This window comes from Mesorhizobium sp. M0601 (genome assembly GCF_040320845.1).
Taxonomy (GTDB): domain Bacteria; phylum Pseudomonadota; class Alphaproteobacteria; order Rhizobiales; family Rhizobiaceae; genus Mesorhizobium.
This window is the reverse complement of the sequence record NZ_JAMYQK010000009.1, coordinates 142,928-169,091: the sequence shown is the minus strand read 5'-3', so window position 1 is coordinate 169,091 and position 26,164 is coordinate 142,928. Positions and strand designations below refer to the sequence as shown.

31 protein-coding genes and 1 tRNA gene are annotated in these 26,164 nt (G+C 63.7%); 18 read left to right on the top strand and 14 right to left on the bottom strand.

The window, feature by feature from the left end; genetic code table 11:
* Both NKI41_RS11995 and NKI41_RS11990 read right to left on the bottom strand, forming a co-directional pair.
* Positions 1–531: DUF1259 domain-containing protein (locus NKI41_RS11995; RefSeq protein ID WP_352683129.1), on the bottom strand; the 531-nt coding region annotated here is incomplete at its 3' end.
* Positions 532–650: 119 nt separating this feature from the next.
* Complete coding sequence (locus tag NKI41_RS11990; RefSeq protein ID WP_352683141.1) at positions 651–1,277, bottom strand: hypothetical protein; 627 nt, start codon at positions 1,275–1,277, stop codon at positions 651–653.
* Positions 1,278–1,540: 263 nt separating this feature from the next.
* Between NKI41_RS11990 and NKI41_RS11985 the strand changes: the two genes are divergently transcribed.
* A complete protein-coding gene (locus NKI41_RS11985; RefSeq protein WP_352683127.1) occupies positions 1,541–2,446 on the top strand; it encodes an alpha/beta fold hydrolase in 906 nt (301 codons plus the stop codon).
* Here the strand turns inward: NKI41_RS11985 and NKI41_RS11980 are convergent.
* Together NKI41_RS11980 and NKI41_RS11975 are read right to left on the bottom strand one after the other, a co-directional pair.
* Positions 2,441–2,517, bottom strand: a tRNA-Arg gene (locus tag NKI41_RS11980). The two genes, NKI41_RS11985 and NKI41_RS11980, sit on opposite strands and share 6 nt — an antisense overlap.
* Before the next feature lie 47 nt (positions 2,518–2,564).
* On the bottom strand, positions 2,565–3,257 hold the full coding sequence (locus NKI41_RS11975; protein ID WP_352457625.1) for a winged helix-turn-helix transcriptional regulator: 693 nt from the start codon (positions 3,255–3,257) through the stop codon (positions 2,565–2,567).
* 338 nt (positions 3,258–3,595) lie between these two features.
* Here NKI41_RS11975 and NKI41_RS11970 point away from each other — a divergent pair, with 338 nt between their 5' ends.
* The 4 genes from NKI41_RS11970 (at position 3,596) to NKI41_RS11955 (ending at position 5,170) form a co-directional block, all read left to right on the top strand.
* Complete coding sequence (locus NKI41_RS11970; RefSeq protein WP_023677873.1) at positions 3,596–3,922, top strand: DUF1330 domain-containing protein; 327 nt, start codon at positions 3,596–3,598, stop codon at positions 3,920–3,922.
* A gap of 121 nt (positions 3,923–4,043) precedes the next feature.
* Complete coding sequence (locus NKI41_RS11965; protein WP_352683126.1) at positions 4,044–4,574, top strand: hypothetical protein; 531 nt, start codon at positions 4,044–4,046, stop codon at positions 4,572–4,574.
* A 120-nt stretch (positions 4,575–4,694) separates the two neighbouring features.
* Positions 4,695–4,985, top strand: coding sequence for a hypothetical protein (locus NKI41_RS11960; RefSeq protein ID WP_352683124.1), 291 nt, complete (start codon positions 4,695–4,697; stop codon positions 4,983–4,985).
* A gap of 41 nt (positions 4,986–5,026) precedes the next feature.
* On the top strand, positions 5,027–5,170 hold the full coding sequence (locus tag NKI41_RS11955) for a glycine zipper domain-containing protein (protein ID WP_198023575.1): 144 nt from the start codon (positions 5,027–5,029) through the stop codon (positions 5,168–5,170).
* 72 nt (positions 5,171–5,242) lie between these two features.
* On the opposite strand, the gene NKI41_RS11950 is transcribed toward NKI41_RS11955, so the two are convergent.
* Positions 5,243–6,406, bottom strand: a complete 1,164-nt coding sequence (locus tag NKI41_RS11950; RefSeq protein ID WP_352616115.1) for a M20 aminoacylase family protein — start codon at positions 6,404–6,406, stop codon at positions 5,243–5,245.
* Positions 6,407–6,676: 270 nt separating this feature from the next.
* On the opposite strand from NKI41_RS11950, the gene NKI41_RS11945 reads away from it, so the two are divergent.
* Positions 6,677–7,855 carry a D-alanyl-D-alanine carboxypeptidase family protein gene (locus NKI41_RS11945; RefSeq protein WP_352683139.1) on the top strand — a complete coding sequence of 393 codons (1,179 nt, stop codon included), beginning with the start codon at positions 6,677–6,679 and terminating at the stop codon, positions 7,853–7,855.
* 4 nt (positions 7,856–7,859) lie between these two features.
* Positions 7,860–8,957 carry a CobW family GTP-binding protein gene (locus NKI41_RS11940; protein ID WP_352683122.1) on the top strand — a complete coding sequence of 366 codons (1,098 nt, stop codon included), beginning with the start codon at positions 7,860–7,862 and terminating at the stop codon, positions 8,955–8,957.
* Between the two features lie 194 nt (positions 8,958–9,151).
* On the opposite strand, the gene NKI41_RS11935 is transcribed toward NKI41_RS11940, so the two are convergent.
* The 5 genes from NKI41_RS11935 to NKI41_RS11915 all read right to left on the bottom strand — a co-directional run bounded on the left by NKI41_RS11935 (position 9,152) and on the right by NKI41_RS11915 (position 13,073).
* Positions 9,152–9,427 carry a sulfurtransferase TusA family protein gene (locus NKI41_RS11935; protein ID WP_352683120.1) on the bottom strand — a complete coding sequence of 92 codons (276 nt, stop codon included), beginning with the start codon at positions 9,425–9,427 and terminating at the stop codon, positions 9,152–9,154.
* A 5-nt stretch (positions 9,428–9,432) separates the two neighbouring features.
* Entirely contained in the window at positions 9,433–10,758 is a 1,326-nt protein-coding gene (locus NKI41_RS11930; RefSeq protein WP_352683137.1) for a L,D-transpeptidase family protein, read from the bottom strand.
* Between the two features lie 210 nt (positions 10,759–10,968).
* A complete protein-coding gene (locus tag NKI41_RS11925) occupies positions 10,969–11,919 on the bottom strand; it encodes an acetyl-CoA carboxylase carboxyltransferase subunit alpha (RefSeq protein ID WP_352471457.1) in 951 nt (316 codons plus the stop codon).
* Between the two features lie 99 nt (positions 11,920–12,018).
* Complete coding sequence (locus NKI41_RS11920) at positions 12,019–12,927, bottom strand: site-specific tyrosine recombinase XerD (protein ID WP_352540217.1); 909 nt, start codon at positions 12,925–12,927, stop codon at positions 12,019–12,021.
* Complete coding sequence (locus NKI41_RS11915) at positions 12,924–13,073, bottom strand: hypothetical protein (protein WP_023677884.1); 150 nt, start codon at positions 13,071–13,073, stop codon at positions 12,924–12,926. The genes NKI41_RS11920 and NKI41_RS11915 overlap by 4 nt, the downstream gene beginning before the upstream one ends.
* Before the next feature lie 158 nt (positions 13,074–13,231).
* On the opposite strand from NKI41_RS11915, the gene NKI41_RS11910 reads away from it, so the two are divergent.
* From NKI41_RS11910 to NKI41_RS11895, 4 genes are read left to right on the top strand one after another with little or no spacing between them, the layout of a single operon-like run.
* Positions 13,232–13,834: a shikimate kinase gene (locus tag NKI41_RS11910; protein WP_352683118.1), complete on the top strand. Its 603-nt coding sequence runs from the start codon at positions 13,232–13,234 to the stop codon at positions 13,832–13,834.
* A complete protein-coding gene (gene aroB / locus NKI41_RS11905) occupies positions 13,831–14,973 on the top strand; it encodes a 3-dehydroquinate synthase (protein WP_352683116.1) in 1,143 nt (380 codons plus the stop codon). Before NKI41_RS11910 ends, aroB begins: the two co-directional genes overlap by 4 nt.
* The gene (locus tag NKI41_RS11900) at positions 14,970–15,866 is read left to right on the top strand and encodes an HlyC/CorC family transporter (protein ID WP_352471453.1); all 897 of its coding nucleotides are present in this window, start codon (positions 14,970–14,972) and stop codon (positions 15,864–15,866) included. Before aroB ends, NKI41_RS11900 begins: the two co-directional genes overlap by 4 nt.
* A 40-nt stretch (positions 15,867–15,906) precedes the next feature.
* Complete coding sequence (locus NKI41_RS11895) at positions 15,907–16,716, top strand: alpha/beta hydrolase (protein WP_352616095.1); 810 nt, start codon at positions 15,907–15,909, stop codon at positions 16,714–16,716.
* Positions 16,717–16,719: 3 nt separating this feature from the next.
* Here the strand turns inward: NKI41_RS11895 and NKI41_RS11890 are convergent, their stop codons facing one another.
* Positions 16,720–17,022, bottom strand: coding sequence for a BolA family protein (locus NKI41_RS11890; RefSeq protein ID WP_352616092.1), 303 nt, complete (start codon positions 17,020–17,022; stop codon positions 16,720–16,722).
* A gap of 133 nt (positions 17,023–17,155) precedes the next feature.
* Between NKI41_RS11890 and NKI41_RS11885 the strand changes: the two genes are divergently transcribed.
* The 6 genes from NKI41_RS11885 (at position 17,156) to NKI41_RS11860 (ending at position 22,862) form a co-directional block, all read left to right on the top strand.
* Complete coding sequence (locus NKI41_RS11885) at positions 17,156–17,785, top strand: J domain-containing protein (protein ID WP_036238769.1); 630 nt, start codon at positions 17,156–17,158, stop codon at positions 17,783–17,785.
* A gap of 123 nt (positions 17,786–17,908) precedes the next feature.
* On the top strand, positions 17,909–18,895 hold the full coding sequence (gene cobS / locus NKI41_RS11880; RefSeq protein WP_352451201.1) for a cobaltochelatase subunit CobS: 987 nt from the start codon (positions 17,909–17,911) through the stop codon (positions 18,893–18,895).
* Positions 18,896–18,906: 11 nt separating this feature from the next.
* Positions 18,907–20,805: a cobaltochelatase subunit CobT gene (gene cobT, locus NKI41_RS11875; protein ID WP_352683114.1), complete on the top strand. Its 1,899-nt coding sequence runs from the start codon at positions 18,907–18,909 to the stop codon at positions 20,803–20,805.
* Positions 20,802–21,827, top strand: coding sequence for an esterase-like activity of phytase family protein (locus NKI41_RS11870; RefSeq protein WP_352683112.1), 1,026 nt, complete (start codon positions 20,802–20,804; stop codon positions 21,825–21,827). The genes cobT and NKI41_RS11870 overlap by 4 nt, the downstream gene beginning before the upstream one ends.
* A 187-nt stretch (positions 21,828–22,014) precedes the next feature.
* A complete protein-coding gene (locus NKI41_RS11865) occupies positions 22,015–22,383 on the top strand; it encodes an ArsR/SmtB family transcription factor (RefSeq protein ID WP_352683110.1) in 369 nt (122 codons plus the stop codon).
* Positions 22,380–22,862 carry an SRPBCC family protein gene (locus NKI41_RS11860; protein ID WP_352683108.1) on the top strand — a complete coding sequence of 161 codons (483 nt, stop codon included), beginning with the start codon at positions 22,380–22,382 and terminating at the stop codon, positions 22,860–22,862. The genes NKI41_RS11865 and NKI41_RS11860 overlap by 4 nt, the downstream gene beginning before the upstream one ends.
* A gap of 56 nt (positions 22,863–22,918) precedes the next feature.
* Here NKI41_RS11860 and NKI41_RS11855 read toward each other — a convergent pair whose 3' ends face one another.
* From NKI41_RS11855 to rpmB, 3 genes are all read right to left on the bottom strand, one after another.
* On the bottom strand, positions 22,919–23,593 hold the full coding sequence (locus tag NKI41_RS11855) for a spermidine synthase (RefSeq protein WP_352683106.1): 675 nt from the start codon (positions 23,591–23,593) through the stop codon (positions 22,919–22,921).
* 76 nt (positions 23,594–23,669) lie between these two features.
* Positions 23,670–24,350, bottom strand: a complete 681-nt coding sequence (locus NKI41_RS11850; protein WP_352451206.1) for a queuosine precursor transporter — start codon at positions 24,348–24,350, stop codon at positions 23,670–23,672.
* 82 nt (positions 24,351–24,432) lie between these two features.
* On the bottom strand, positions 24,433–24,729 hold the full coding sequence (gene rpmB / locus NKI41_RS11845; RefSeq protein WP_006328411.1) for a 50S ribosomal protein L28: 297 nt from the start codon (positions 24,727–24,729) through the stop codon (positions 24,433–24,435).
* Positions 24,730–25,341: 612 nt separating this feature from the next.
* On the opposite strand from rpmB, the gene NKI41_RS11840 reads away from it, so the two are divergent.
* Positions 25,342–26,133 (top strand): DUF3108 domain-containing protein, encoded by a 792-nt coding sequence (locus NKI41_RS11840; protein WP_352616079.1) that lies wholly within the window; start codon positions 25,342–25,344, stop codon positions 26,131–26,133.
* Positions 26,134–26,164: the final 31 nt, after the last annotated feature.

The window sequence follows — 26,164 nt, the reverse complement described above, 5'->3', positions numbered from 1 at the left end:
GACCGCGCCATTGGCCTTACCCTTATAACCGATGGTTTGGTCGACACCGGCCGTGTCGAACTCGATCTGTGGTGCGGCTTGCGGCAGGGCGCCGCCTCCCATCGGTGTTTTGCTCAGCGCCAATCCGGCATGAAGCGCTGTGGCGAGCGTAACCGGGTCGCCCTGGCCGAAGACGTGCATGTAGAGTGTCATTGGCTCCGCGCGCAGCAAGTGGTTGTGTACCGCAGTGATCTCGATCCCGCTTTCTTCAAGCTTCTTCATGACCGGGTTCACCTCGTCCTGCGTCAGAACGATGTCGCCCATAACCATTGCCTGATCTCCCATGGGTTCGAACGCAATCCAGCCTCCAAGCGCAAATCCGGGTTTCAGGGCCACGCCGTCGAGCGAAACCTTCAGGTCCGTTCGCGGCAGCCCGACCCGGTAGACGCCATCAGGCGTCTCGGTTCCGGATTTGCCGAGCGCCTTAGCGATTGTTTGCCAATCGGGTGCCGCCGATGCCGGTTGGAGCAGCGCCGACATCGCGATCAGCATTGCTCCGGTCACGAGTTTTGCATGCATGGGATTTCTCCTTGTGATCTGCCCCCCAATTTGTCATGCGGCTGCTGGCTTCGTGGCGGGAGGGTCGGCGCCGCGCATGATCGCGGCAATGATTACGATCGCCGGGTCGCGCTCGAGCCCATTTTTGGATCGGGCTCGCCGGCATATGGAATCCTGTCGGCCGTATCATAATCCTCATTGCACCAGCGCCCCACGACGTCGCCGACCGGAAGGTTCTTTCTCGCCCATTTTTCCAGTTCGGCAAACCGCTTCGCCACGTCGCCGTCATAGGCATCCATGCTGCCGAGACGGTAGCCGGGATATGGGCTGCTCAGATCCTCCTGCATCTTCCAGATCACGCCGCGGCCAGGGACCACAAATGCCGGGTGAATGTCCCGCGCCAGCGCAATGCCGCGCTTGCGGTATTCCGGCTTCAGATCGCCGAGACGCGCCAGGGCGAACAGCCACATCGCCAGATAGTGGAAATACTGGCCGTCGCGATCGGCCGCTTCGCCGATCCTCAGTCCGCGCCGGCGGCCGAGCACACGCTCGACATCGGCCACCAGCCGCGCGGCTTCGCCCATCCAGCGCTCTTCGCCAGTTTCCGCATAAAGCGAGACGTAGAGCACGACCCCAAAGGCATCGGTCCAGAGATAACGCCAGCCGTTGGGCCAGATGCCTTCGGCGCGCATCCAGTCGAGTTTTTGCAGGACATAGTCGACGTCACGCAGCATCGTCACGCAGCATCGCGCCAAGCCCCGAACTGGCAGAGCCGGCCCGTGTTCGGTGTCCCGCGATTGTGAGCATGCGGCATGTCTGCCTCCGCTCCGATTGGCCTTAGCCACATACCGCGAAACGATCTGATCGGCGGCAGGTTCCTTGGCCGCTGTCACCGGCGCGACCGGGAACCCTCGACCTGATCATGAGTTTCGGATCCAGGCGCTCACAACGGGATGCGGGGGTTACCAGTCATTTTCGGAGCCTTTCGATCGAGGAGGCAAAGTTGCGACACCGCCAAATCAGAGTTGACGGAATTACTGTCTTCTTTCGCGAGGAAGGCCCGGCCGACGCTCCCGTGCTTCTGCTGCCGCACGGCTATCCCTGTTCGTCCTATCAGTTTCGAAGGCTGATGCCCGGACTGGCTGATCGCTGGCACACGTTCGCCCCGGATTTTCCTGGCTTCGGCTACAGCGCTACGCCCGACATGGCTGCATTCGGCTACGATTTCGAGACCTATGCCGGGTTTTTGGCGGCTTTCGCGGACGCGCTCGGCCTGTCTCACTATGCGCTCTGGCTGCACGATTACGGCTCGCAGATCGGATTGCGCCACGCCATCGCCTATCCGGAGCGCGTTGCCGCGCTTATCATCCAGAACGGCGACATCTACGAAGACGTGCTCGGCCCGAAATACGCAGCCATCAAGGCGTATTGGAACGACAAGACGCCCGACAAGCATCGCCCGCTGGAAGAAGCGGTGAGCGAGGAGGGCTTTCGGCACGAGTTCATCGGTGAGGTTGGCGAGGCCGTGGCCGAGCGCGTGCCACCGGATCTGTGGAAACTCCATTGGCCTCTGATGGACACGCCGCCCCGTCGGCGGCTTGCGGTCGGCCTGATGGAGAAGCTGGAGGCGAACCTCGACTGGTTCCCGAAATACCAGGCTTATCTGCGCGAACGGCAACCACCGACACTGATCGTCTGGGGTCCCGAGGATGGCTATATGCCGGCCGCATCGGCCCGCGCCTACAAGCGCGACTTGCCGCAAGCAGAGCTCCATCTCCTCGATGGCGCCGGCCACTGGCTACTGGAAACCCATTTCGATGAGGCGCTTGCGTTGGTGCGCGACTTCCTCGCACGCGTTCACAGCCGAGCACCGACGCGACCGTCAGGTAACCAGTTGAAAGCGTGGTGATCCCGACAGGAATCGAACCTGTGACCTACAGATTAGGAATCTGCCGCTCTATCCTACTGAGCTACGGGACCACGCGGCCCGACACATAACCGCTTCGGGACGTTTCGCCAAGAGGCAGCTAGGCCGCTCGCTTGGGTTCGACCGCGAACGGGCTCAGGCCGAGCCAGGTCTGCATTTTGCGCGCGATGTCCTGGTCGCCCGTCAAGATGACTTTCGGCCCGGCCTTCTCGACGGTGATCAGCCCCATCCAGATTTCGGTCATGGTGTGCAGGTCGGTCGAGACGTAGAGATCGACATCGAAGCCCGGATCGTACCAGCAGAGGTCGACCTCGCCGTGCTTCTCGACGATCAGCCACCATGACCGCTTGGAGGCGGGGAGCTCCTGATACAGAAATTGTATCACCGTGCGCCCGTCGGGCAGCGGCGACGCGTTGAGATTGCGCCGCATGTCCCACATCAGCAGCGATGGATCGAGGTTCTTCAGCGACAGCCGCGACTCCACCCATTTCTGGCCCCAAAAACCCATCGCCTCGACGACGGAACGGAGATCCCTGCCTGCCTCGGTCATCCGGTATTCGAAGATGCCTTTCTCGCCGCGCACCTCCTTGCGCTCGACGATCCCGGCCAGTTCGAGCTCCTTGAGCCGTTGCGACAGAAGGGTCGGCGACATTTTGGGGACGCCGCGGCGCAAATCGTTGAAACGGGTCGAACCCGCCACCAATTCGCGAAGCAGAACCATGGTCCAGCGGGTGCACAGCACCTCGGCGGCCATCGATAACGGGCAGAACTGTTTGTATCCAGACTGGGTCACGATGTTGCCTTCCCTCAAACTCCGCCGGAACCATAGGCCTTTCCCGGCGACGCGGCGAGTACAGAAACTGTACCGGCCCAGTGCGGTGGATTCGAAGTTCCTGCTTTCTGGGTGGCATCAGCATTAGGAACTTCAAATCCAAAACCACACTGGAAATCCAAGCACTTGCCGGTGTGGCTTTTGAATCCGAAATTCGCTCGCTGCGTTGCTCCAAAGTGAATGCGAATTTCGGATTCGCCACACCAGTACAGATCGCGGACTGGCTGGCGCCGGCCCTGCCATGCGACCCCTTGGCCGCTGCACGGGATACCCCTGTGCACGACCAGGAGACATGACCCATGACCGCTTACGTTATCGCAGACATCAAGGTGAGGGACCCGAAGTGGATGCCGGCCTATGCCGCGTCGGTCCACGACCTCGTTCACAAGCACGGCGGCAGATATCTGTCCCGCAGCGGCAATGTGAAGACGCTCGAAGGCAAGCCGCTCGACACCACGCTGATTGCCTTGATGGCGTTCCCGACCGAGGCCGCGGCGCGCGCCTTCACCGATGATCCTGCCTACGCGCCGTTCGTTTCGGCCCGTCAGGGCGGCAGCGACAGCCGTTTCCAGCTGATCGACAACTCCGATCTGGCCGGAACCATCCCGTATCTGCCGAAGGGATGATCTTCCCCTGCATTCGTCGCATCGGGACAGGGATCTCCCAGCAACAACAGCCACAGCGCCCACCTGCCGGACCTCCTTACCTCCGGCGGCCGGCCGGGCTGTGCTTTTCAAGAAGAATGGAATGACTATGACAATCAACTTTCGCAATAGAGTTCTCGCTGCCGCGGCGCTGCTGTCGGCCTGCACTGCGTTGGCGCAGGCGCATCAGGCAGCGCCCGCGTCCGGTCCCAATCCGCTGGCCGACAAGGTACGCGCGGCCAACAGCCGCTTCGAGAATGTGGCGGCGGCGACCGCCGAGGGCTATGCGCCAATCCCCTGCGCCAGCGGCATCACCGGCGGCGCCATGGGCATCCACTACGTCAATCCGGGCTACCTCAAGGACGACGCTGTCGATGTCGCCAAGCCGGAAGCGGTGATGTACGAGCCGATGACCGACGGCACGCTAAAACTGATCGCGGTCGAATACATCACCTCGAAAGGCCCGGCCTCGCTCGATGGGCATCTGTTCAACTTCAACAGCGCGCCCAATCGCTATGGCCTCGGTCCGTTCTATGAGCTGCATGTCTGGGCCTGGAAGGGCAACCCGACCGGCGCGTTCGCGGATATGAACCCGAACGTGTCGTGCGAACCGACGACTGCTGTCAGCCAGTAAGCAGCCGAGCCAGGCGGCGCCAACGCCGCCTGGCCGAATGTGGGAGCAGGCCCCAAAGAGGTCGGGATAGCGGAACTTTCGGGACGCCGGCGCGCTTTAGTGTCCCGAAGGAGACACCGCATGAGCGCCACCAAAGAGTTCTTTCAAACGTGGCTGCAGGAGAATGTCGGCAATCTGCCGGCCGAGAGCGAGGTGAGCGTCGCCGTTCTGGCGCAGCAATTCGAGCAGGATGCCGATGCTGCCGGCTATGGCCACGAGGTTCGCGAAGACGAACTCGGCAATATCCAGGAGGCGATCGAGGCAGCCCTGACGAATGCGAGGACAGGCGAAGAGCCGCAGGCTGCCGATGACAATGAGCTGGCGCCGGTCATGGAGGCGCTGGAGGTCGAGGATCCGAAGAGCGGACCGTAGCGGTTGCGGCTCTTCCCTTCCACGCTACATGACCGGGCATAATGGATGCCAAACACCTCACACTCGGCGTCGTGATCGGCGTGGCTATCGGCGTCGTGTTGGACAACATTGTTGCGGGCATTGGTATAGGTATTGCTCTGGGCATTGCCTTCGGACTTGCCCGGAAGTCGTCCGGCCGGAAGTGACCAGCAGAACATGTCCTGCCCGGTTTTGCCGCCCAGAGGTGCGGCGGTTGCCGCACCGCTGATGCCGAATGGCTACGCCGCCAGCGCTGTTTCCGCCAGCTTCACCCAATAGCTCATGCCGTGCGGGATGACCTCGTCGTTGAAGTCGTAGGCTGGGTTGTGCAGGCCGGCGGTATCGCCATTGCCGATGAAGATGAAGGCGCCCGGCCGCGCTTCAAGCATGTAGGAGAAATCCTCGCCGCCCATCACCGGCTGGATGGCGCGGTGCACATGGCTGTCGCCGGCGACGTCGGCCGCGATGTCGCTGGCAAAGACCGTCTCTTCCGGATGGTTGAACGTGACGGGGTAATTGGCATTGTAATCAACCTCGATTGTCGCGCCGAAGGCAGCGCCCAGGCCTTGGCAAAGTGCGCGGATGCGCTCTTCGGCCTTCTTGGCGACTTCCTTCTTCAGCGTGCGTACGGTGCCGGCGATCTCGGCAGTCTCGGGAATGACGTTATAGGCGTCGCCGGCGTGGAATTTCGTCACCGAGACGACCACCGCCTCGACCGGATCGGTGCTGCGCGAGGCGATCGTCTGCAATGCGCCGACGAGTTGGCTGGTGATGACGATCGGATCGATGGTGCCGTGCGGCATCGCCGCGTGGCCGCCCCGGCCCTTGACGGTGATGGTGAATTCGGCGGTCGCCGCCATGATCGGGCCGGGCCTGATGGCGAACTGGCCGACCGGCAGGCCCGGCATGTTGTGCATGCCGAAAACCTTGGAGATAGCGAAGCGCTCCATCATACCGTCCTTGACCATCTCGTTGCCGCCGCCGCCGCCCTCTTCGGCCGGCTGGAAGATGACCGCGACGGAGCCGGCGAAATTGCGCGTTTCGGCGAGGTATTTGGCGGCACCCAACAACATAGCGGTGTGGCCGTCATGGCCGCAGGCGTGCATCTTGCCGGGGACGGTCGAGGCATAGGATTTGCCGGTGATCTCGTTGAGCGGCAGGGCATCCATGTCGGCGCGCAGGCCGATGGTCGAGCCTTCGCCGTGGCGGCCGCGGATGATGCCGACGACGCCGGTCTTGCCCAAACCCGTCACGATATCGTCGCAGCCGAAAGCCTTCAGCTTCTCGGTGACGAAAGCGGCGGTCTTGAAGACGTCGAAATTCAGCTCCGGCGTCTGGTGCAAATGGCGGCGCCAGCCGGCCACCTCGTCCTGCATTTCGGCGGCTCGGTTCAGGATCGGCATGATAATTCCATTTCGCTGTTGGAGCAGGCGGTCTTGGCCTGCTGCTTTGCAATTGTGCCTGCTGCCTTGCAACCAGGCACGCTGCTTTGCATTGTGCTGCTGCTTCCACATTGTGATCGGCAGCACTTTGCCATGTTGACGTCACATAGAGTAAATAGCACCGCGACTGTGGTCCGGGAACAGAGGGCCGGACCATTATCCTGGCGATCGTGTAACGAAATCTTACGGAGCCAGGTGCGACTGCGGCAAGAGGCTATTTCGGTTTTCATGATGCGCTACAGGCATTTCCTCAGACTGTTGGTGGCCGGCACGGTGGTGCTTGCGTCGCTGGCCGGGCCTGCCTTGGCCAATCCGACAATCCTGTTCGACCTGAACAGCGGCAAGATCCTGCAGCACCAGGAGGCTTTCAGGCGCTGGTACCCGGCGTCGCTGACCAAGCTGATGACCGCCTATGTGGCGTTTCGGGCGATTGCCGTGGGCGAGGTCCAGCTCGATTCGCCGATCAAGGTAACGAAACATTCCGCCGGCGAGCCGCCGAGCAAGATGGGCTTCAAGCCGGGCTCGGTGATGCGGTTGGACAATGCGCTGAAGATGATGCTGGTCAAATCGGCCAACGATATCGCCATGGCGGTCGGCGAGAATATCGGCGGTTCGCAAGCGGCTTTCGCCGAACGCATGAACGCCGAAGCGCAGAGGCTCGGCATGAGCGGGTCCCATTTTGTCAATCCGAACGGGCTCTATTCGCCGGACCAGTATACGACAGCGCGCGATCTCGCTTTGCTGGTGATGGCGATTCGCAAGGAATTTCCGCAATATGCCCCCTGGTTCTCGATCGAAGGCCTTGCGGTCGGCAAGAAGGCGATCTCCAACTACAACCTGCTGATCGGCCGCTATCCGGGTGCCGACGGCATGAAGACGGGTTTCGTCTGCTCGTCCGGCTTCAACATGATCGGCTCGGCGACCCGCAACGGCCGCACCCTGGTCGCCGTAGTGCTCGGCGAGCAATCGGCCATTACCCGTGCAGAGGCGGCGGCAAAATTGCTCGACCAGGGCTTTGCAACGCCGGCGCCGAGCTGGCTGACGGTAGCGGCGCTACCCACCTATGGCGATACCATGTCGGCCAACGACATGAATGACGAAATCTGCAAGAAGAAGCCGGTCGAGGAGCAGTCGGAAATCGCACCCGCCGTCGGCGACAAGGGCAAGGACGTGCCGAAATCGCCCTATCAGGAAAAGCTCGACCATGTACCGACGCTGATCGCCGTCGGCCTCGGCGGCGCCACGGGACCGAAGCCGAAGGCGATGCTCGACGCCTCCGGGCAGGAATATGCCGACGTGCCGCTGCCGACATGGCGGCCGGACCGGGCGCCGCCGGCCGGCGCCGAGCCAATTGTGGCCGGATCCGCCACCGCCGCGCAGGTCCAGCAGCCGGCCAAGGCGCTGAACTAGCCGCATGGCCGGCTTCCCGATCCCCGTTTCGGTGCTCACCGGCTTTCTCGGTGCCGGCAAGACGACGCTGCTCAACCGGCTGCTCCGGGATCCGGCGCTCGCCGACACCGCCGTCATCATCAACGAGTTCGGCGAGGTGGCGATCGACCATCTCCTGGTCGAGCAGGCCTCCGACGGCATCATCCAGCTCTCCGACGGCTGTCTCTGCTGCACGGTGCGCGGCGAACTGGTCGACACGCTGGCTGACCTCGTCGACCGGCTGCAGACCGGCCGCATCGACCGGCTTGCCCGCGTCATCGTCGAGACCACCGGGCTCGCCGATCCCGCCCCCATACTGCAGTCGATCATGGCACACCCCGCCCTGGTCCAGGCCTTCCGGCTCGACGGCGTCATCACCCTGGTCGATGCCGTCAACGGCAATGCGACGCTCGATGCGCATGTCGAGGCGGTGAAGCAGGTGGCCGTCGCCGATCGCATGGTGCTCAGCAAGGCCGACCTGACCACGGATGCAGGCGATGTCGAGGCGTTGCGGGCGCGGCTCAGGCAGCTCAACCCGGGCGCCGTGGTGCTCGACGCGGGCGAGGCAAGCACCGCGACCCTGTTCGATAGCGGCCTCTACAATCCGGCCACCAAATCCGTCGATGTGCAGCGTTGGCTGGGCGAACAAGCCGGCCACGACCATGACCACGGCGGGCATGACCATGCCGACCATGATCACCATGACCACAGGCACGATTCCCGCGTGCGTTCGTATTCGCTGGTTCATGACGGGCCGGTGCCGTTTTCGGCAATCGAGATGTTCCTCGATCTGTTGCGCTCGGCGCATGGCGAGCGCCTTTTGCGGATGAAAGGCGTCATCGAGCTTGCAGAAGACCGGTCGCGGCCGCTGGTTATCCATGGCGTGCAGAAGATCCTGCATCCGCCGGTGCAACTGCCGGCCTGGCCGGACAGCCAGCGCGGCACCAGACTGGTGCTGATCACGCTCGACATGCCCGAAGACTATGTCCGGCGGCTGTTCGCCGCCTTCACCAACCGGCCGTCGATCGACACGCCGGATCGCGCAGCACTGGAAAGCAACCCGCTGGCTATTGCCGGATCGTGATCTCCCCCCTTGAGGGGGAGATGTCGCCGAAGGCGACAGAGGGGGTCGCCTCGGCTGGCGCGACCCCCTGTGGGACGAAAGAAAAGGTTGGCGCTTCACGCGCGGCAACCCCCTCTGGCCTGCCGGCCATCTCCCCCTCAAGGGGGGAGATTATCCCGCTCAGCCGCTTTCGCCAGAACGAGCTAAGTCGAGACTCAGCCGATCCCGCGCTCGACCAGGAAGCGGTGGCCGCCTGCCATCGCCGTCGTTTCGATCAGCCGATGGCCGCTCTCGGCGCAGAAGGCGGGAATGTCGATGACGGCGAGCGGGTCGGTGGTTTCGAGCCACAGGCGGCTGCCCGGCTGCATTGCGGCCAGGCGCTTTTTTGCCTTGAGCACGGGCAACGGGCAGTTCAAGCCTTTGAGGTCGTAGACGGCGGCGGGGCTGGTTGAGGGCCTGTCTTCCTGGCCCCCATCTTCCTGTTCAAGCATGAACCTCAGCCGCCAAACATGCCGAGCAGCTTCTTCTTCAGCCTTGTCGCCGTGCTTTCGGCGTCCGCAGCCTGCGTTTCGACTGCCGGGGCGGCCTCCGATGGCGCTACGGTGGCGGTGGCGACAGGCACCTCGGCGGCGGTCTTGGCAGCTTCCTTTTCGGCTAGCGCCTGGGCTTTTGCAGCTTCCTTCTCGGCCAAGGCCTGTGCCTTGGCTGCCGCTTTCGCTGCCTTCGCCGCTTCTATCGCGGCAAGCCGCTGTTCCTCGGCCTTCTGCTTGGCAGCCTTTTCGGCGTCGAGCGCTGCCATCTTGCGGCCCGCCGGCGAATCGATGCGGCCCATGCGCGCCGTTTCGGCCACCGTGCCGTCCGGGTTGAGCGAGGGCGGCTCGATCGGAACGCGTTCGCCGCGGGCACGCCGCTTCGACCAGTCGGAAACGATGCTGGCTTCCTTGATCCCGGCGATGGTTGGCTTGGGCGCCGGCACGCTGGCCTTTATGGCGCCGTTGAAGGCCGCCTCATAGGTGCTTTGATAGGCGTTGATGGCGCTCTTCAGCGAATCGGGCTGGGTGGTCGGAGGGCAAGGGCCGGTCGGATTGAAGGTCGAGCCGTCGGCCGCAACCTGGTTGAACACGTAGCGCTTCTCGCAGACGTCGACTTTCGGCGGCACCTTGGTGACCTCGAAATTGTCGTAGCCAACCTTCAGCATCTTCCAGAATTCGTAGTTCGGGTCGTTGCGATAGCGCGCCATGTTGGCGGCGGTCATGCGGAACGGAAAAGCCTGGATCTGAAACTCGGTCTGGCCGCCCTGGAAGGCGTCGCGGCCGAAAGCGTAGATCTGCTCGATCTGGGCGTCGGTCATCGAATAGCAGCCGGACGACGAGCAGGCGCCATGGACCATCAGGTTGGAACCGGTGCGGCCATTGGCGCGGTCATAGGCGTTCGGGTAGCCGATATTGAAGGACAGGTGGTAATTCGACCGCGGGTTCATCTGTGCCGGGCGGACCGTGTAAAAGCCTTCCGGTGCCTGGCGGTCGCCTTCGGTGAATTTCGGGCCGAGCTTGCCCGACCATTTGCAGATGTCGTAGCTGGCGACCAGGTCGTAGCGGCCGTTGGTCTTGGCCTTCCAGATTTCGAGCTTGCCTTCTTCCTTGAAGATGCGCGCCATCACCGAGGAGGTGCGGATCATGCCCTTGGCTTTCATCTCGGCCAGGATCTTGTCCGGCAGCGGCTTGTTGGCTTGCGGCGCAAAATCCTTCATCGAAGCGTCATTGCAGCCGGCGACGCCGATCGCAGCGATCAGAACTCCGGTGCGGGCAAGCTTGGCAAACATGGATATGGCTATCGTCTTCATCTCTGCGCCGCGGATGCCGCAGCTGCTAAACCGACCGCTGACGGACCTTAAGCCCGTTAACCTTGAAAATTCCTTACCGCAAGCATGCGGCGCGTCCCCTTACGTTAAGCTCACTGAGCCGAATGCAGCGGCATTTTTGTGGCGAAACTGGTTCACGCCGCCACATTTCAGGCTGCGTGTCTGCGTTGGTTACAGATTGCGGCCCATCGCCAGGTATTTCTCGCGGCGATGCTCGCGGAAGTCGGTGTTGGCGCCGGAGAATTCCTTCATCGTCCTGGCGATGAGGTCGCCGGTGGCGGCGATCACCGTTTCGGGGGCGCGATGGGCACCGCCGAGCGGCTCGGCGATGATGGCGTCGATGATCTTCAGCTCCAGCAGGTCCTGCGCCGTGATCTTCATGTTGGTCGCAGCATCCTTGGACCGCGTGGTATCGCGCCACAGAATCGAGGCGGCGCCTTCCGGCGAGATCACCGAATAGATGGCGTGTTCGAGCATGTAGACGCGGTTGGCGGTGGCGATCGCTATGGCGCCGCCCGAGCCGCCTTCGCCGATCACCACCGAGATCGACGGCACCTTCAGGCCAAGGCAGGCCGAGGTCGAGCGGGCGATGGCTTCCGCCTGACCGCGCTCTTCGGCGTTGACGCCGGGATAGGCGCCGGCCGTGTCGACCAGCGTCAGCAGCGGGATCTGGAAGCGGTCGGCGAGTTCCATCAGCCGCACCGCCTTGCGGTAGCCCTCCGGCCGCACCGAGCCGAAATTATGCTTCAGCCGGCTTGCCGTGTCGGAACCCTTCTCCTGGCCGATGATCGCCACCGGCTCGCCACGGAAGCGGGCGAAGCCGCCGACGATCGCCTGGTCCTCGCCGAAATTGCGGTCGCCGGCAAGCGGCGTGAAATCGGTAAGCAGGCCCTTGATGTAGTCGATGCAATGCGGCCTGTCCGGATGGCGCGCCACCTGCACCTTCTGCCATGGCGTCAGCGCCTTGTAGGCGTCGCGCAGCGCATCGCGCGAGCGCTTCTCGAGACGGGCGATCTCATCGCCGACATCGACCGCCTCGCCGTTCTCGGCAAGCTTCTTCAGCTCAAGGATCTTGCCTTCGAGATCCTGCACAGGCTTTTCGAAATCGAGGTAATTGTACATTCTTGGGCGAACCGGCAAGTCGGAAGGCAATGACTGACGCAAGCCCGAAAATGCAGGCTGGGCGCGGTGGAGCGTCGTTCTCACATAGCGACATGACGCCTAGTCGGCAAGCGGATGATGATCGTTGACCAGACGCACCAGCCGCTCCTCCAGCACATGCGTGTAGATCTGCGTCGTTGAAATATCGGCATGGCCGAGCAGCTGCTGCACGGCCCTGAGATCGGCGCCGTTCTGCAAGAGATGGCTGGCGAAAGCATGTCGCAGCACATGCGGCGATATCTTCGCCGCGGCAATGCCGGCCCGTGCGGCAAGCGCTTTCAGCTCGCGGGCAAAGACCTGTCTCGAGAGATAGCCGCTGTCGGCGGCGGCCGGAAACAGGAACGGGCTGTCGGCAAGAGCCGGCACCGCCGCCCGGGCGGCAAGCCAGGTCCGCATCGCGGTGCGCGCCTTGGCCGACAGCGGCACCATGCGCTCCTTGTTGCCCTTGCCGCGGACCATGAAGAAGCGGTCGTCGCGCTGCGCCACCGTCACGGGAAGGCCGACCAGCTCCGAAACGCGCAAGCCGGTGGCGTAGAGCACCTCGACCAGCGCGTGCAGGCGCAGCGCCGCCAGCCTGTCGGCGCCATGCATGGAGGCCTCCTGCGCGGCGCGGTCGAGCAGCCGGCCGGTATCGGCTTCGCTCATCGTCTTCGGCAGCGGCCGGCCCTTCCTCGGGCTGTCCAGCGTGCCGGTCGGATCGTCGCCGCGCAGGCCCTCGGCATAGAGAAACTTGAAGAACTGCCGGATCGCCGACAATTTGCGCGCCTGCGAGGTGGCGGCAAAGCCGCGCGCGGCGATGTCGTCGAGATAGGCACGGATGTCGGCGCTGGTGGCAGCGGCAAGCCCACCGCCGATCCCGGCGGAAGCGTCTTCGAGGTCGCGGCGATAGGAGGAAAGCGTGTTTTCGGCGGCGCCGCGCTCGGCGCTCATCATCTCCAGGAAGGCTTCGATGCGAGCGGCGCTGTTCATTTTTTGGGATTGAGCTTTTCCGGAGGGATGCGCACGCTCATTTCCGCCTTCCTCGGCTCGACGAACATGACCAGGGCGAACATCGCGCCATAGACAATGCCGGCCAGAATCGCGAGCGTCACGACAAAGCGAAACAGTGTTGGCATTAATTTTCGCCCGTCGTCTTATTCTGCATTTCCAACCCTGTGCCCTTATGAGACGCCAATCCGGCCAATTCAAGGGTGAAGCCCATAGTCCCGGTTGCGCCGCGCTTGACGCAAACAGGCTTTTGATGTCGATACGCCGCCAAAGAGGCCCTAGAAGCATGAACGCGCTACCAGCAAATCCTCCGGGCGAGAGCCATGCCGCGCTGCTCGGCCGGCTGGGCGGCCGTTCCATCGTCTTTGTCGGGCTGATGGGCGCCGGCAAGACGGCGATCGGCCGCAAGGTGGCGGCGATGCTGGCACTGCCCTTCATCGACAGCGACCAGGAGATCGAAACTGTTTCGCGCATGAGCGTCCCGGACCTGTTCGAGCGCTATGGCGAGGCGGAGTTCCGGGCACTGGAGCAGCGCGTCATCCTGCGTGTGCTGGAGCACGGGCCGCAGGTGCTGTCGACCGGCGGCGGCGCCTTCATGAACGCGCAGACGCGCGAGGCGATCGCCAGCCATGGCGTTTCGGTTTGGCTGAAAGCCGAGATCGACCTGTTGATGGAGCGCGTTTCCAAGAAACAGAACCGGCCGCTGCTGAAAAGCGCCGATCCGCGCGCCGTGCTTGAACGGCTGATGGCGGAACGCTACCCGGTTTATGCCGCGGCCGATGTCGTCGTGCCGACCCGCGACGACCGCAAGGAGATCATTGCCGCCGAAGTGGTGGACGCGCTGCGCGGCCATCTTGGCGTTGCCGGCATCGACGAGGTGCGGTCGTGAGCGCTGATGCAACGGTCACTGTCGAAGTCGGGCTTGGCGAGCGTGCCTACGACATTTTGATCGGCCCCGGCCTGCTGTCACGCGCCGGCGCCGAGATGTCGCGCCGTCTGCCGGGAACGCGGGCGGCGGTCGTCACCGACGAAAACGTCGCTAGCGCGCATCTCGCAGCGCTTGCGGCCGGCCTGGCAAGCGGTGGCATCCAACATGCCGTCATCACGCTGCCGCCAGGCGAAAAGACCAAGAGCTTTGCGCATCTCGAGGAGGTGGTCGACGGCGTGCTGGCCGCCAAGCTGGAGCGCGGCGATGTCGTCATCGCGCTCGGCGGCGGCGTCATCGGCGACCTGGCCGGCTTCGCCGCCGGCATCGCGCGGCGCGGCATGAACTTTGTGCAGGTTCCGACCTCGCTGCTGGCGCAGGTCGATTCCTCCGTCGGCGGCAAGACCGGCATCAACAGCAAGCGCGGCAAGAACCTGGTCGGGGTATTCCACCAGCCGAAGCTGGTGCTGGCCGACACCGAAGTGCTCGACACGCTGCCGATCCGCGAGTTTCGCGCCGGCTATGCCGAACTGGCCAAATATGGGCTGATCGACCGGCCCGAGTTTTTCGCCTGGCTGGAAGAAAACTGGCGTCAAGTGTTTGCCGGCGGGCCGGAGCGGGCTGCGGCCATCGCCGAGGCCTGTCGTGCCAAGGCCGACGTCGTTGCCCGCGACGAGTTCGAGACGGGCGACCGCGCGTTGCTCAATCTCGGCCACACCTTCGGTCATGCGCTGGAGGCGGCGACCGGCTATGGCGGCGCAAGGCTCGTGCATGGCGAGGGCGTCGCCATCGGCATGGCGCTGGCGCACCGCTTTTCGTCAAGGCTCAATTTGGCGAGCCCCGACGACGCTGCGCGTGTCGAGGCGCATCTTCGCGCCGTCGGTCTGCCCTGGCGGATGGCCGACATTCCAGGCGAACTGCCCGACGCCGAGACGCTGTTCTCCTTCATCACCCAGGACAAGAAGGTGTCGCGCGGCGCGCTGACCTTCATCCTGACGCGCGGCGTCGGCCAGGCCTTCATCGCCAGGGATGTGCCGGCCTCGGAAGTGCTGGCGTTCCTCCGGGAGAACCATCCGGGTCGGCAGGAAAGCCGGCCGGGATGAGCCAGGCCGGCTGGATCGCGGCTGCCGTGCTCGCCGGCCTCGGCGTGCTGGGCTTCGTCTTGCGCCGGCGCCTGCTCGCCGCCTTCGGCTACGAGCTGCAACGCATGGAGCCGCAGCGCTCTGCGCGCGAGGAACTGCGCGGCGCCGTCGACGATTTCCGCCGCGACGGCCAGGTGGTGCGCGAGGACCGCGCCCGCATCGGCGGCCTGTTCGACCTCGAGGAGCTCGAAGTGTCGGACGTCATGGTCCACCGCACCAATATGCGCTCGGTCAACGCCGACGACCCGCCCGAAGCGGTGGTTCGCGAGATCCTGCAGAGCCCGCACACCCGCATGCCGTTGTGGAAGGGTTCGCTCGACAACATTGTCGGCGTGCTGCACGCGAAGGATCTGCTGCGCGCGCTGAACGAGGTCGGCAACGATTTTTCCAGGATCGACGTGATGAAGATCGCGTCGAAACCGTGGTTCGTGCCCGACACCACGACGCTTCAGGAGCAGCTCAATGCCTTCCTGCGCCGCAAGGCGCATTTCGCCATCGTCGTCGACGAATATGGCGAGGTCGAAGGGCTGGTGACGCTGGAGGACATCATCGAGGAGATCGTCGGCGAGATCGCCGACGAGCACGACATCGACATCCAGGGCGTCAAGCAGGAGGCCGACGGCTCCGTCGTCGTCGACGGCACGGTGCCGATCCGCGACCTTAATCGGGCGCTCGACTGGAACCTGCCGGACGAGGAAGCCACCACCATCGCCGGCCTTGTCATCCACGAGGCGCAGTCGATCCCGGACGAAAAGCAGGCCTTTACGTTTCACGGCAAGCGCTTCGTCGTCATGAAGCGCGACAAGAACCGTATCGCGCGGCTGAGGATCAAGCCGGCGATGCTTGGAGAATGACAGTGCGCACCTTGTGGCAGCCGTGGGCAGTCAGGCGTTGATGAAGATCGATCGGCGAAGCCTGCTTCTGGCGTCGATGGCGGCGCTGCTGCCGGGACAGGCTGCGGCGGCATTGCGGCTGCGTTCGCCGTCGCCCGAAACCTTCGACTATGGGCCGGCCAAGCTCGACATTTATTCCCGCGACGGCGCAAGCGGCCTGCCGGTCGTCTTTTTCGTCCATGGCGGCGCCTGGCGAGTCGGCAACCGCGGCAACGTCAATGCCAAGCCGCAATTCCTGCTCGACAATGGCTTCGGCTTCGTCTCGATCGACTACCGGATGCTGCCCAAGGCCGACGTCGCCACCCAGGCGGCAGATGTCGAACTGGCCTATCGTTACGTCCGCGCCAACATCGCCAGGCATGGCGGCGATCCGGACCGGATCGTCGCCATGGGCCATTCGGCCGGCTGCCATCTCGTCGCATTGACCGGGCTGCGCGGCGGCCTGCCCGGCGTCGCGGCGCTGGTTCTCGACGACACCAGGGCCTACGATCTGGAGGCGCTGGCCAGAAGCGGCGGCATGGCAGGGGTCTATGCCCGCGCCTTTCCCGATCCGGCACAGTGGCGCGCGCTGTCGCCTGTCACCTATGTGGAAGGGCGCAAGCACCCGCCGACCTTCATCGCCCATTCGCGGGCGAAAGCCCGCGCGGCGGACGCGCAGGCCTTCGCCGGGCGTCTGCGCGCCACCGGAACCAGGGTCACACTGTTCGACGGCAGCGCCTATTCGCACATGTCGATCAATCGCGACTTCGGCACCGAGGGCGATGCATTGACCGCAGCGGTGATGGCTTTCTTGAGGGCGAGCCTCGGCTGAAATCTACCAGCGGGTCTTTTCGCCGGGCGCCGCCGGCTCGATCGCCAGGGCATGCACGCCGGATTTCAATTCCTCGGCCAGCAATGTGTTGACGGCGCGGTGACGTTCGACGCGGCTCATGCCGGCAAAGGCTGGCGCGACGATGCGGACGCGGAAATGCGTCTCGCCGGCGCCGTCGAAGGTGGCGTGATGGCCGGAATCCACATGATGATGCCCGGCATGGAGATGGCTTTCGTTGATGACGGCCAGCCGTTCCGGCGAAAACGCCTTTTTCAGCTTGTCTTCCATCGTTGCCTGTATGGACATCGCCGCTTCCCTTCACCACATCTATGTCATCGCACAAAATTCGCAATTCGCCGGTTTTATGCCGCGATTCAGCGGTTAGGGCGATCATCGCGAAAATGTCAATTCTTGTTTCGCATCAGCGAACAGCCCATAAATGGGTGAGATGAAGCCGTACCCAAAATATTTCGAGAAGATTCGCATCCGCCCGGAGAAGGACGCGGAGTTGAAGTCGCGTTCGCCGATCTGCCAGTGGGATGGCTGCAAGGAGGCCGGTACCCACCGTGCCCCGGTCGGACGGATGAAGGAAGGCGAGTATTTCCAGTTCTGCTTCGACCATGTGCGCGAGTACAATAAAGGCTTCAATTATTTCTCGGGCGTTCCCGACACCGAGATCGCCCGCTTCCAGAAGGAAGCCATGACCGGCCATCGGCCGACCTGGAAAATGGGCGTCAACGGCGCATCGACCCGCTCCTCGCCGGACTTTGCCCAGGCGCGCTCCGGTCGCGCCGGCTACTACAATCGCATGCGCGATCCGTTCGACCTATTCAAAGGCCCGAAGGACCCGCGCGAAGCACGCGAGCGCAAGGCCAAGCCACTTGAGGCCAAGGCACTGGAAACGCTTGGCCTTGATACAAAGGCAACTGGCAAGGATATCAAGGCGCGCTATAAGGAACTTGTGAAACGCCACCATCCGGATGCGAATGGCGGCGACAGAGGTTCGGAAGACCGGTTCCGCGATGTGCTCCAGGCGTATCGCGTGCTCAAGCAGGCAGGTTTGTGCTGAGCGACCTTACGGTTCGTGTCGCTTTCCAACTTTCATAAGGTTGGAAAAGGCTCTAAGACCGCCCCCGAACAAAATCGATTGCCGGCGAAACGCGGCGTTTCGCTTGTGGAGACGTTGATAGAGATGAACAAGGTCGATCGCGACATCGCCAACCTGCCCGACACCACGGTGTCGGTGAAGGAGACATTCGGCTTCGACTCCAAGATGGTGGTGCCGGCCTATGCGGTGACGAGCGAGCATGTCCCCGACATCGACCCGGACTACCTGTTCGACAAGAACACGACCATGGCGATCCTCGCCGGCTTTGCCTACAACCGTCGGGTCATGGTGTCGGGCTATCACGGGACCGGCAAGTCGACGCATATCGAGCAGGTCGCCGCCCGGCTCAACTGGCCTTGCGTGCGCGTCAACCTCGACAGCCATGTCAGCCGTATCGACCTCGTCGGCAAGGACGCCATCGTCGTCAAGGACGGGCTGCAGATCACCGAATTCCGCGACGGCATCCTGCCCTGGGCCTATCAGCACAATGTCGCACTGTGCTTCGACGAGTACGATGCCGGCCGCCCGGACGTGATGTTCGTCATCCAGCGCGTGCTGGAATCGTCGGGCCGGCTGACGCTGCTCGACCAGAGCCGGGTCATCCGCCCGCACCCGGCCTTCCGGCTGTTTTCGACCGCCAACACGGTCGGCCTCGGCGATACCACCGGCCTTTACCACGGCACCCAGCAGATCAACCAGGCGCAGATGGACCGCTGGTCGATCGTCACCACGCTAAACTATTTGCCGCACGACAATGAAGTGAACATCGTGCTGGCCAAGGCCAAGCATTACCGTGACGGCAAGGGCAAGGAGATCGTCAACAAGATGGTCCGCGTCGCCGACATGACGCGCTCGGCCTTCATCAACGGCGACCTGTCGACTGTGATGAGCCCGCGCACGGTTATCACCTGGGCCGAGAATGCCGAAATCTTCGGCAATATCGGCATGGCGTTCCGGCTGACCTTCCTCAACAAATGCGACGAGCTCGAACGCTCGCTCGTCGCCGAATTCTACCAGCGCGCCTTCGGCGAAGATCTGCCGGAATCGGCTGCCAATGTGGTGCTGGGCTAAGCAGAGTCTCGATGGCGGGTCCGGGCGACAACACGCGAAACAAATCCAAGACCGGCGCTGAGAACGACAGCTTCAAGCGCGCCGTCACCGTCTGCATGCGCGCCATCGCCGGCGACAAGGAGCTTGAGGTCGGTTTCGCCAAGGACCGGCCGGCGCTGGCCGGCAGCCGCGCCCGGTTGCCGGAACTGCCGAAGAAGGCATCGAAGGCGGACATCGCCATCACCCGCGGGCTCGGCGATTCCATGGCGCTGAAGCGCGCCTGCCACGATGCGCGCATCCACACCAGGCTGGCCCCGGAAGGCAAACAGGCCCGCGCCATCTATGACGCGGTAGAGCAGGCCCGGGTGGAGGCGATCGGCAGCCGCGCCATGCAGGGCGTCGCCGACAATATCGGCTCGATGCTGGAGGACAAATACGCCAGGGCCAACCTCGTCGACGTCAAGGACAAGGCCGACGCGCCGATCGAGGAAGCGCTGGCGCTGATGGTGCGCGAAAAGCTGACCGGCCGCACTGTGCCGAAGAGCGGCGAACGGCTGGTCGATCTCTGGCGCCCCTGGGTCGAGGAAAAAGCCAGTGCCGATCTCGACGGGCTGTCGGCAAAGCTCGACGACCAGCAGGCGTTCGCCCGCGTCGTGCGCGAGATGCTCGCCTCCATGGAAATGGCCGAGGAGCTCGGCGACGACCAGGAGACGGAAGACTCCGAGGACAACGACGAAAACCAGCCGCAAGGCGAGGAGCAGAGCGAGGAGGGCGGCGAAGACGATTCCGGCTCCGAGCAGTCGCAGTCCGAGGATACAGAGGCATCGTCGGACGACGAGCAATCGGCCGAGACGGAAGCCTCCGACGCCACCGCCGAGGATCTCTCCGACGATGACGACGCCGATGCGGAGACGCCCGGCGAGGCGCGCCGCAACGACAATCCCTTCACCAATCTGCCGAAAGAGATCGACTACAAGGTCTTCACGACCGCCTTCGACGAGACCGTAGGTGCGGAGGAACTGTGCGAGGAGGAGGAGCTCGACCGGCTGCGCGCCTTCCTCGACAAGCAGCTCGCCAACCTTTCCGGCGTCGTCGGGCGGCTGGCCAACCGGCTGCAGCGCCGTCTGATGGCGCAGCAGAACCGCTCCTGGGATTTCGATCTCGAAGAGGGCTATCTCGATCCGGCACGGCTGGTGCGCGTCGTCATCGACCCGATGCAGCCTTTGTCCTTCAAGCAGGAGCGCGATACCAAATTCCGCGACACGGTGGTGTCGCTGGTGCTCGATAATTCGGGTTCGATGCGCGGCCGGCCGATCACCGTCGCCGCGACCTGCGCCGACATCCTGGCGCGCACGCTGGAACGCTGCGGCGTCTCGGTCGAAATCCTCGGCTTCACCACCCGCGCCTGGAAGGGCGGACAGGCGCGCGAGAAATGGCTGAAGGAAGGCAAACCGCCGAACCCCGGCCGGCTCAACGATCTGCGCCACATCATCTACAAATCCGCCGACCATCCGTGGCGGCGGGCGCGCCGCAACCTCGGCCTGATGATGCGCGAGGGCCTGCTCAAGGAAAACATCGACGGCGAGGCGCTGCTGTGGGCGCACAACCGGCTGATCGCGCGGCCGGAGCAGCGCAAGATCCTGATGATGATCTCGGACGGCGCGCCGGTCGATGATTCGACGCTGTCGGTCAATCCGGGCAATTATCTCGAGCGGCATCTGCGGGCCATCATCGAGCTCATCGAGACGCGCTCGCCGGTCGAGCTTTTGGCCATCGGCATCGGCCACGACGTCACCCGCTACTATCGCCGCGCCGTCACCATCGTCGATGCCGAAGAACTGGCCGGCGCCATGACCGAGCAGCTGGCCTCACTGTTCGCCGAGGAAACCGTGCGCGACACGCGGCGCGGCGGCATGCGGCGCGCCGGATGATTTTTTCCCGCGGCGGCTTTTGGCAGAAGCTTTTGGCCGCCATTGCGTTGTTGGGCGTCAGTTTGGCGCCGGCTGTCGCTGCCGGGCCGGCCTCGGTCGAGCCGGCCGAAATCTCGGCACGGCCGATCAGCGAATTCCACATCGGCCGGCCGGACAAACAGTTCGGGCCGCTCGAATTCATCGGCGGGCTCGAAATGACCTCGTCGACGCGCGATTTCGGCGCGCTGTCGGCACTTCGGTTCCTCGAGCCCGGCAGCGATTTCATCGGCGTCGCCGACACCGGCTTCTGGTTCTTCGGCACCCTCGTCCACGATGCCGAGAAGCGGCCTTCCGGCATCCAGAATTTTCGCATGCAGCAGATGGTCGATGCGGCCGGTCAGCCGATCGACGAGAAATGGGCGGTCGATGCCGAAGGCCTCGCGGTCAAGGACGGCATTGCCACGGTCGGTTTCGAGGGCGATCACCGTATCGCAGAGTTCAAGATCGATCCGGACGGCATGAAGGCGCCGTTCAGGCAATTGGGCTTCCTGATTCCAGCCTGGGAACTTCGCCGCAATCGCGGCTTTGAGACCGTCACCCGCGCCAACCCCAACGGGCAGCACGCGGGCGGACTGGTCGTGGTGTCGGAAAAGAGCCTCGACAAGGCCGGCAACATCTTTGCCGCGATCATCGAAGGGCCGCACAAGGGCGTCTTCACCGTCAAGCGCAATGGCGATTTCGACATCACCGACGGCGCCTTCCTGCCGGACGGCGACCTGTTGCTTCTGGAGCGCAGTTTTTCGATGGCCGGCGGCGTCAAGATGCGGCTGCGGCGCATCTATGGCGAAAGCGTCGAGAAGGGCGCCGTCGCCGACGGGCCGGTGCTGCTCGAAGCCGACATGGGCTACCAGATCGACAACATGGAAGCGCTCGACGTCTGGACCCGCGACGATGGCGCGCTGATCGTGGCGCTGATGTCCGACGACAACCACTCGATCCTGCAGCGCAATCTTTACCTGGAATTTGTGCTGCACGAGGATTGACGCGCGACCGGCCTGCTGGCTGACAGCATCGCTGGCGTTTCCGCGCCGTTTTGCAGCGCAGGCAATTTCCCTTGCAATTTCCCCTGGCAATGACCCGCGTCGCGGGTTTTCCAGCCGGCTCTCACCATCTGCAAAATACTTTAGTCGTGACTTGACAATTTGTGTCATCGGCGAAATACTCAAGTCCATGCTTAAGTATTCCGAGATTGACAGCATCCTGCGGGCTCTTGCCGAGCCGACGCGCCGGGCAATCCTGGAAAGGCTGAGCCGCGGGCCGGCCACCGTCAGCCAGTTGGCGGAGCCGTTCGGCATGACCTTCGCCGCCGTGCTCCAGCACCTCCAGGTGCTTGAAGCGTGCGGGCTGATCCGCAGCGAAAAGATCGGGCGCGTGCGCACCTGCCGGATCGAGCCCGGCGGGCTAGCCCCGCTTGCCGACTGGATCGCCGCGCGCCGTACGCCGGCCGAACGCCAGCTCGACCGTCTCGGCCAGATCCTGGCGGAGACTGACCAATCGAAAGCAACACTCCACGAGCAGGAAAAGGACGAAAAGAAATGAACCAGATTGCCCCCGTGAACGACCAGTCCGTCATCCATTCAAGCTTCACGATCGAGCGGACCTACCCGCAATCGCGCGAACGCGTCTTCCTCGCCTTTGCCGACAAGGCGACGGTGCGGCGTTGGCGCGTCGAAGGCGACGGCTTCACCATCGCCGAATTCACCTTCGATTTCCGTGTCGGCGGCGGCGAGGTTTCGCGGTTCAGCTACCAGGGCGGCCCGGAGATCAGGCTCGATGCGCAGTTCCAGGACATCGTCCCTGACCGGCGCATCGTATTTTCATACCGGATGGCGGTCGGGGCGCAGCCGCTGTCGGCGTCGCTCACCACGGTCGAGCTTGCACCTTCCGGCGAGGGCACCCGCCTGACCTATACCGAACAGGGTGCGTTCTTCGATGGCGTCGATTCAGCGCAAGGGCGCGAGGAGGGCACACGCGGGCTGCTGCAGGCGCTCGCCGCCGAGCTTCAGAAGGCGAAGTAGAGGTTCGTCGGCGTGGCGGGCGGCGACCACAAGGCCCGCCCGGATTGCGAGGTGGCCTATTGCCCCTTGGTCGCGAGCCAGACGATGTGCCGGGCGCCGCGCTTGCCGTGAGCCCGCACCTTGACCTCCTCGACCGTGAAGCCGGCCTGCTTGAGCCTTCGGGTGAAACCTGCGTCAGGGCCCTGCGACCAGACCGCCAGCACACCGCCGGGCTTGAGAGCTGCTCTCGCGCTGATCAGGCCGGCTGCGCTGTAGAGCGCATCGTTGGCCTTGTAGACGATGCCCTCGGGGCCGTTGTCGACATCGAGCAGGATCGCGTCCCAGGCCGAAGCTTGCGATCGGATGAGCTGACCGACATCGGCCTCACGAATGCTGACGCGCGGGTCGTCAAGGCAGCCGCCGAACAGCTCGGCCATCGGGCCGCGCGCCCAAATCACGACCGCCGGCACCAGTTCGGCAACGGTGACCTGGGCGTCGTCGGCAAGCTCGGCCAGCCCCGCGCGCAAGGTAAAGCCCATGCCGAGGCCGCCGATCAGGATGTTTGGGGTCCGGCGGCCGGCAATCCTTTGGCAGGACAGTTTCGCCAGCGCCTCTTCGGAACCGCTGAGCCGGCTGTTCATCAGCTCGTTCGCGCCAAGCATGATCGAGAATTCGCCGCCGCGCCGCTTCAGGCGGAGTTCCTGTCCGCCGTCAGGCGTTTTTGCCGAGTCCAGTTGAAGCCAGGGGATCATGCTCGATAGTCTTTGAGCATGATCTTGTCCGAAAACCGGTTCCCACTTTTCGCTAACGCGGACCTTTGGTTCGGGATCATGCTGCCAGTGCCGGCTGGCTCCAGCGGGCGGCAAGCAGCCGGTAGGGGATCAGCGCCACCACCGCTATGATCAGCTTGACGCTGAGATCGCCGAGCGCCCAGGAGACCCAGCGCATCGTCTCGACCGGCAGCACGCCCATCAGCGGCGCGGTTTCCAGCGCAAAGCCGTCGTTGGGCCCGGCGAAGGCGAACGCCGCCGCGAAGGCGACGGTGAAAAACACCACCGTATCGAAAACGGAGCCGACCAGCGTGCCGACGATCGGTGCGCGCCACCAGCTCTGCCGGCGCAGCCGGTTGAACACGGTGACGTCGAGCAACTGCGCGGTGAGGAAGGCGGCACCCGACGCCGCGGCAATGCGCACCAGCCGGTCGGCGGCGGTCTCGAATTCGATCAGGCCGTGGCGAAACAGCAGCGGTGGGATGACGATCGAGCAGATCACCGCTGTCATGAAGCCGACAAAGACGATCCTGCGCGCCACCGCCGGCCCATAGCGGCGGTTGGCGAGATCGGTGACCAGGAAGGAGAACGGATAGGTGAAGGCGCCCCAGGTCAGGATGTCGGCCAGCGACAGCCCGCCGATTGCGCCTTGCATCGGGAACTGCACGAGGATGTTCGAGGCCACGACGACGAGCGCCATGGCCGCCACGAAGGGCAGGTACCGCGAGAGGAAAATCATTTTTTTATCCTGGGTAATGGAACCAGCGGAACGCGATCCGGAGTTCGGACCACGCCCTGGAAGGCGGCTGCCGCCGAAAAACTCAGGCGGCCGGCTGCTCGGCGAGCTTCTTGGCGATCTGCTTCTTCAACAGGCGGGCGCGCTGCGACAATTCCTTGGCATCGGCCTTGGCCAGGAAGGCGTCGAGGCCGCCGCGATGCTCGACCGAACGCAGCGCGTTGGCCGAAATGCGCAGGCGCACGTTCTGGTTCAGCGCTTCCGAGATCAGCGTCACATTGACGAGATTGGGCAGGAAGCGACGCTTGGTCTTGTTGTTGGCGTGGCTCACATTGTTGCCGGACATGACTGCCTTGGCAGTGAGTTCGCAGGTGCGGGACATGGTTCTAACCTTCGGTTCTCGGTCCTGGCCAAACATTCGACCCGCGCCGGGTGGCGCGCGGTTTCGGTCAGGCGGCCTTATGGAAAAAGTTGGCGTTCCATAGTTGCATTTCGCCGAGGCGTCAAGCTTGGGGTTGGTTAGTGCCAAGGGAATCAATCAAAAGATGACCGATGCCGGCGCTGCCCCTCATCCGCCTGCCGGCACCTTCTCCCCGTATAGTGACGGGGAGAAGGGGCTTGGCCGCAGGCTCGGCGCTTCTGCAACTTCGCAAATTGGCGAAACCCTTTGCAAGGCGACCTTCTCCCCGTCCCTATACGGGGAGAAGTGCCCGGCAGGGCGATGAGGGGCTGCGCAAACCTGTAGCGATTTTCCAGGTGGCCACATTTTGTTCTTGCTTTGTGCCGGCAGCTATGCTACTAATTTCGGTATGGTGCTAATTGGCTCCAACGACCCGCCCGCCGAGGCGGGTTTTTTATTTTGGCTGTCGACCAGCCCCAACGTTGCCTGCCGACGGCGCCTTTCACATTAAGGCCGGAATTCAGCCTATAAGCGGTCGCACAGGGACATGCCAGACCGGAGCCGCCCCGTCCGGTCGACAATCAAGGACCCGCCATGCCTCGTTCTTTCCTCCATGCCCTGGTCGTGCTGATGGCCGTCGCGCTTTCGACGACGGTTTCGGCCGCTGAGCCGCAATCCTTCACGGGCGAATATTCGGTGTCGTTCCTCGGCCTCTCCGTGGCCAAGGCGAAATTCTCCAGCCAGTACGAGGGTGACAGCTATTCGATCGAGGGCAGCGTTTCCGCCGCCGGGCTCGCCACTTTGTTCGACGATACGCGAGGCACGATCTCGTCGAAGGGCAAGATTTCGGGCAAGCAGTTGCAGCCGCAAGCGTTCCACGCCGACTACACGTCCGGCAAGAAGGCATCGATGATCGACATCCAGTTTGCCAACGGCGTCGTCACCTCGACCAAGGTCGTGCCTGAGCCGAAGAAGCGCAATCCCGAGAATTGGATACCGCTGGTCGGCAGCCATCTCGTATCGGTCCTCGATCCGATGGCCGCCACCGTCATCCATGCCGACAGCCTCGACCAGGTCTGCGGGCGCACGGTGAAGCTCTATGACGGCGAAATGCGTGCCGATCTGAAACTGACCTACGAGTCCAAAGGGTCGATCTCGGTGGCCGGCTACAAGGGCGATACGGTCACCTGCAGGCTGGGCTTCGAGCCGGTGGCCGGTTACCGCAAGAACCGCAAGGCGCTGAACTACCTGAAGAAACGCAGCCGCATCATGGTGACGTTTGCACCGGTCGGCCAAAGCGGCGTATATGCGCCGATCCGCGCCACGGTCAGCACGCAAATCGGCCCGTTGACGATCAGTGCGGAGCGGTTCGAAGCAAACGAATAGGCGTGACGGTGCGCCGCCAACGATGGGCAGG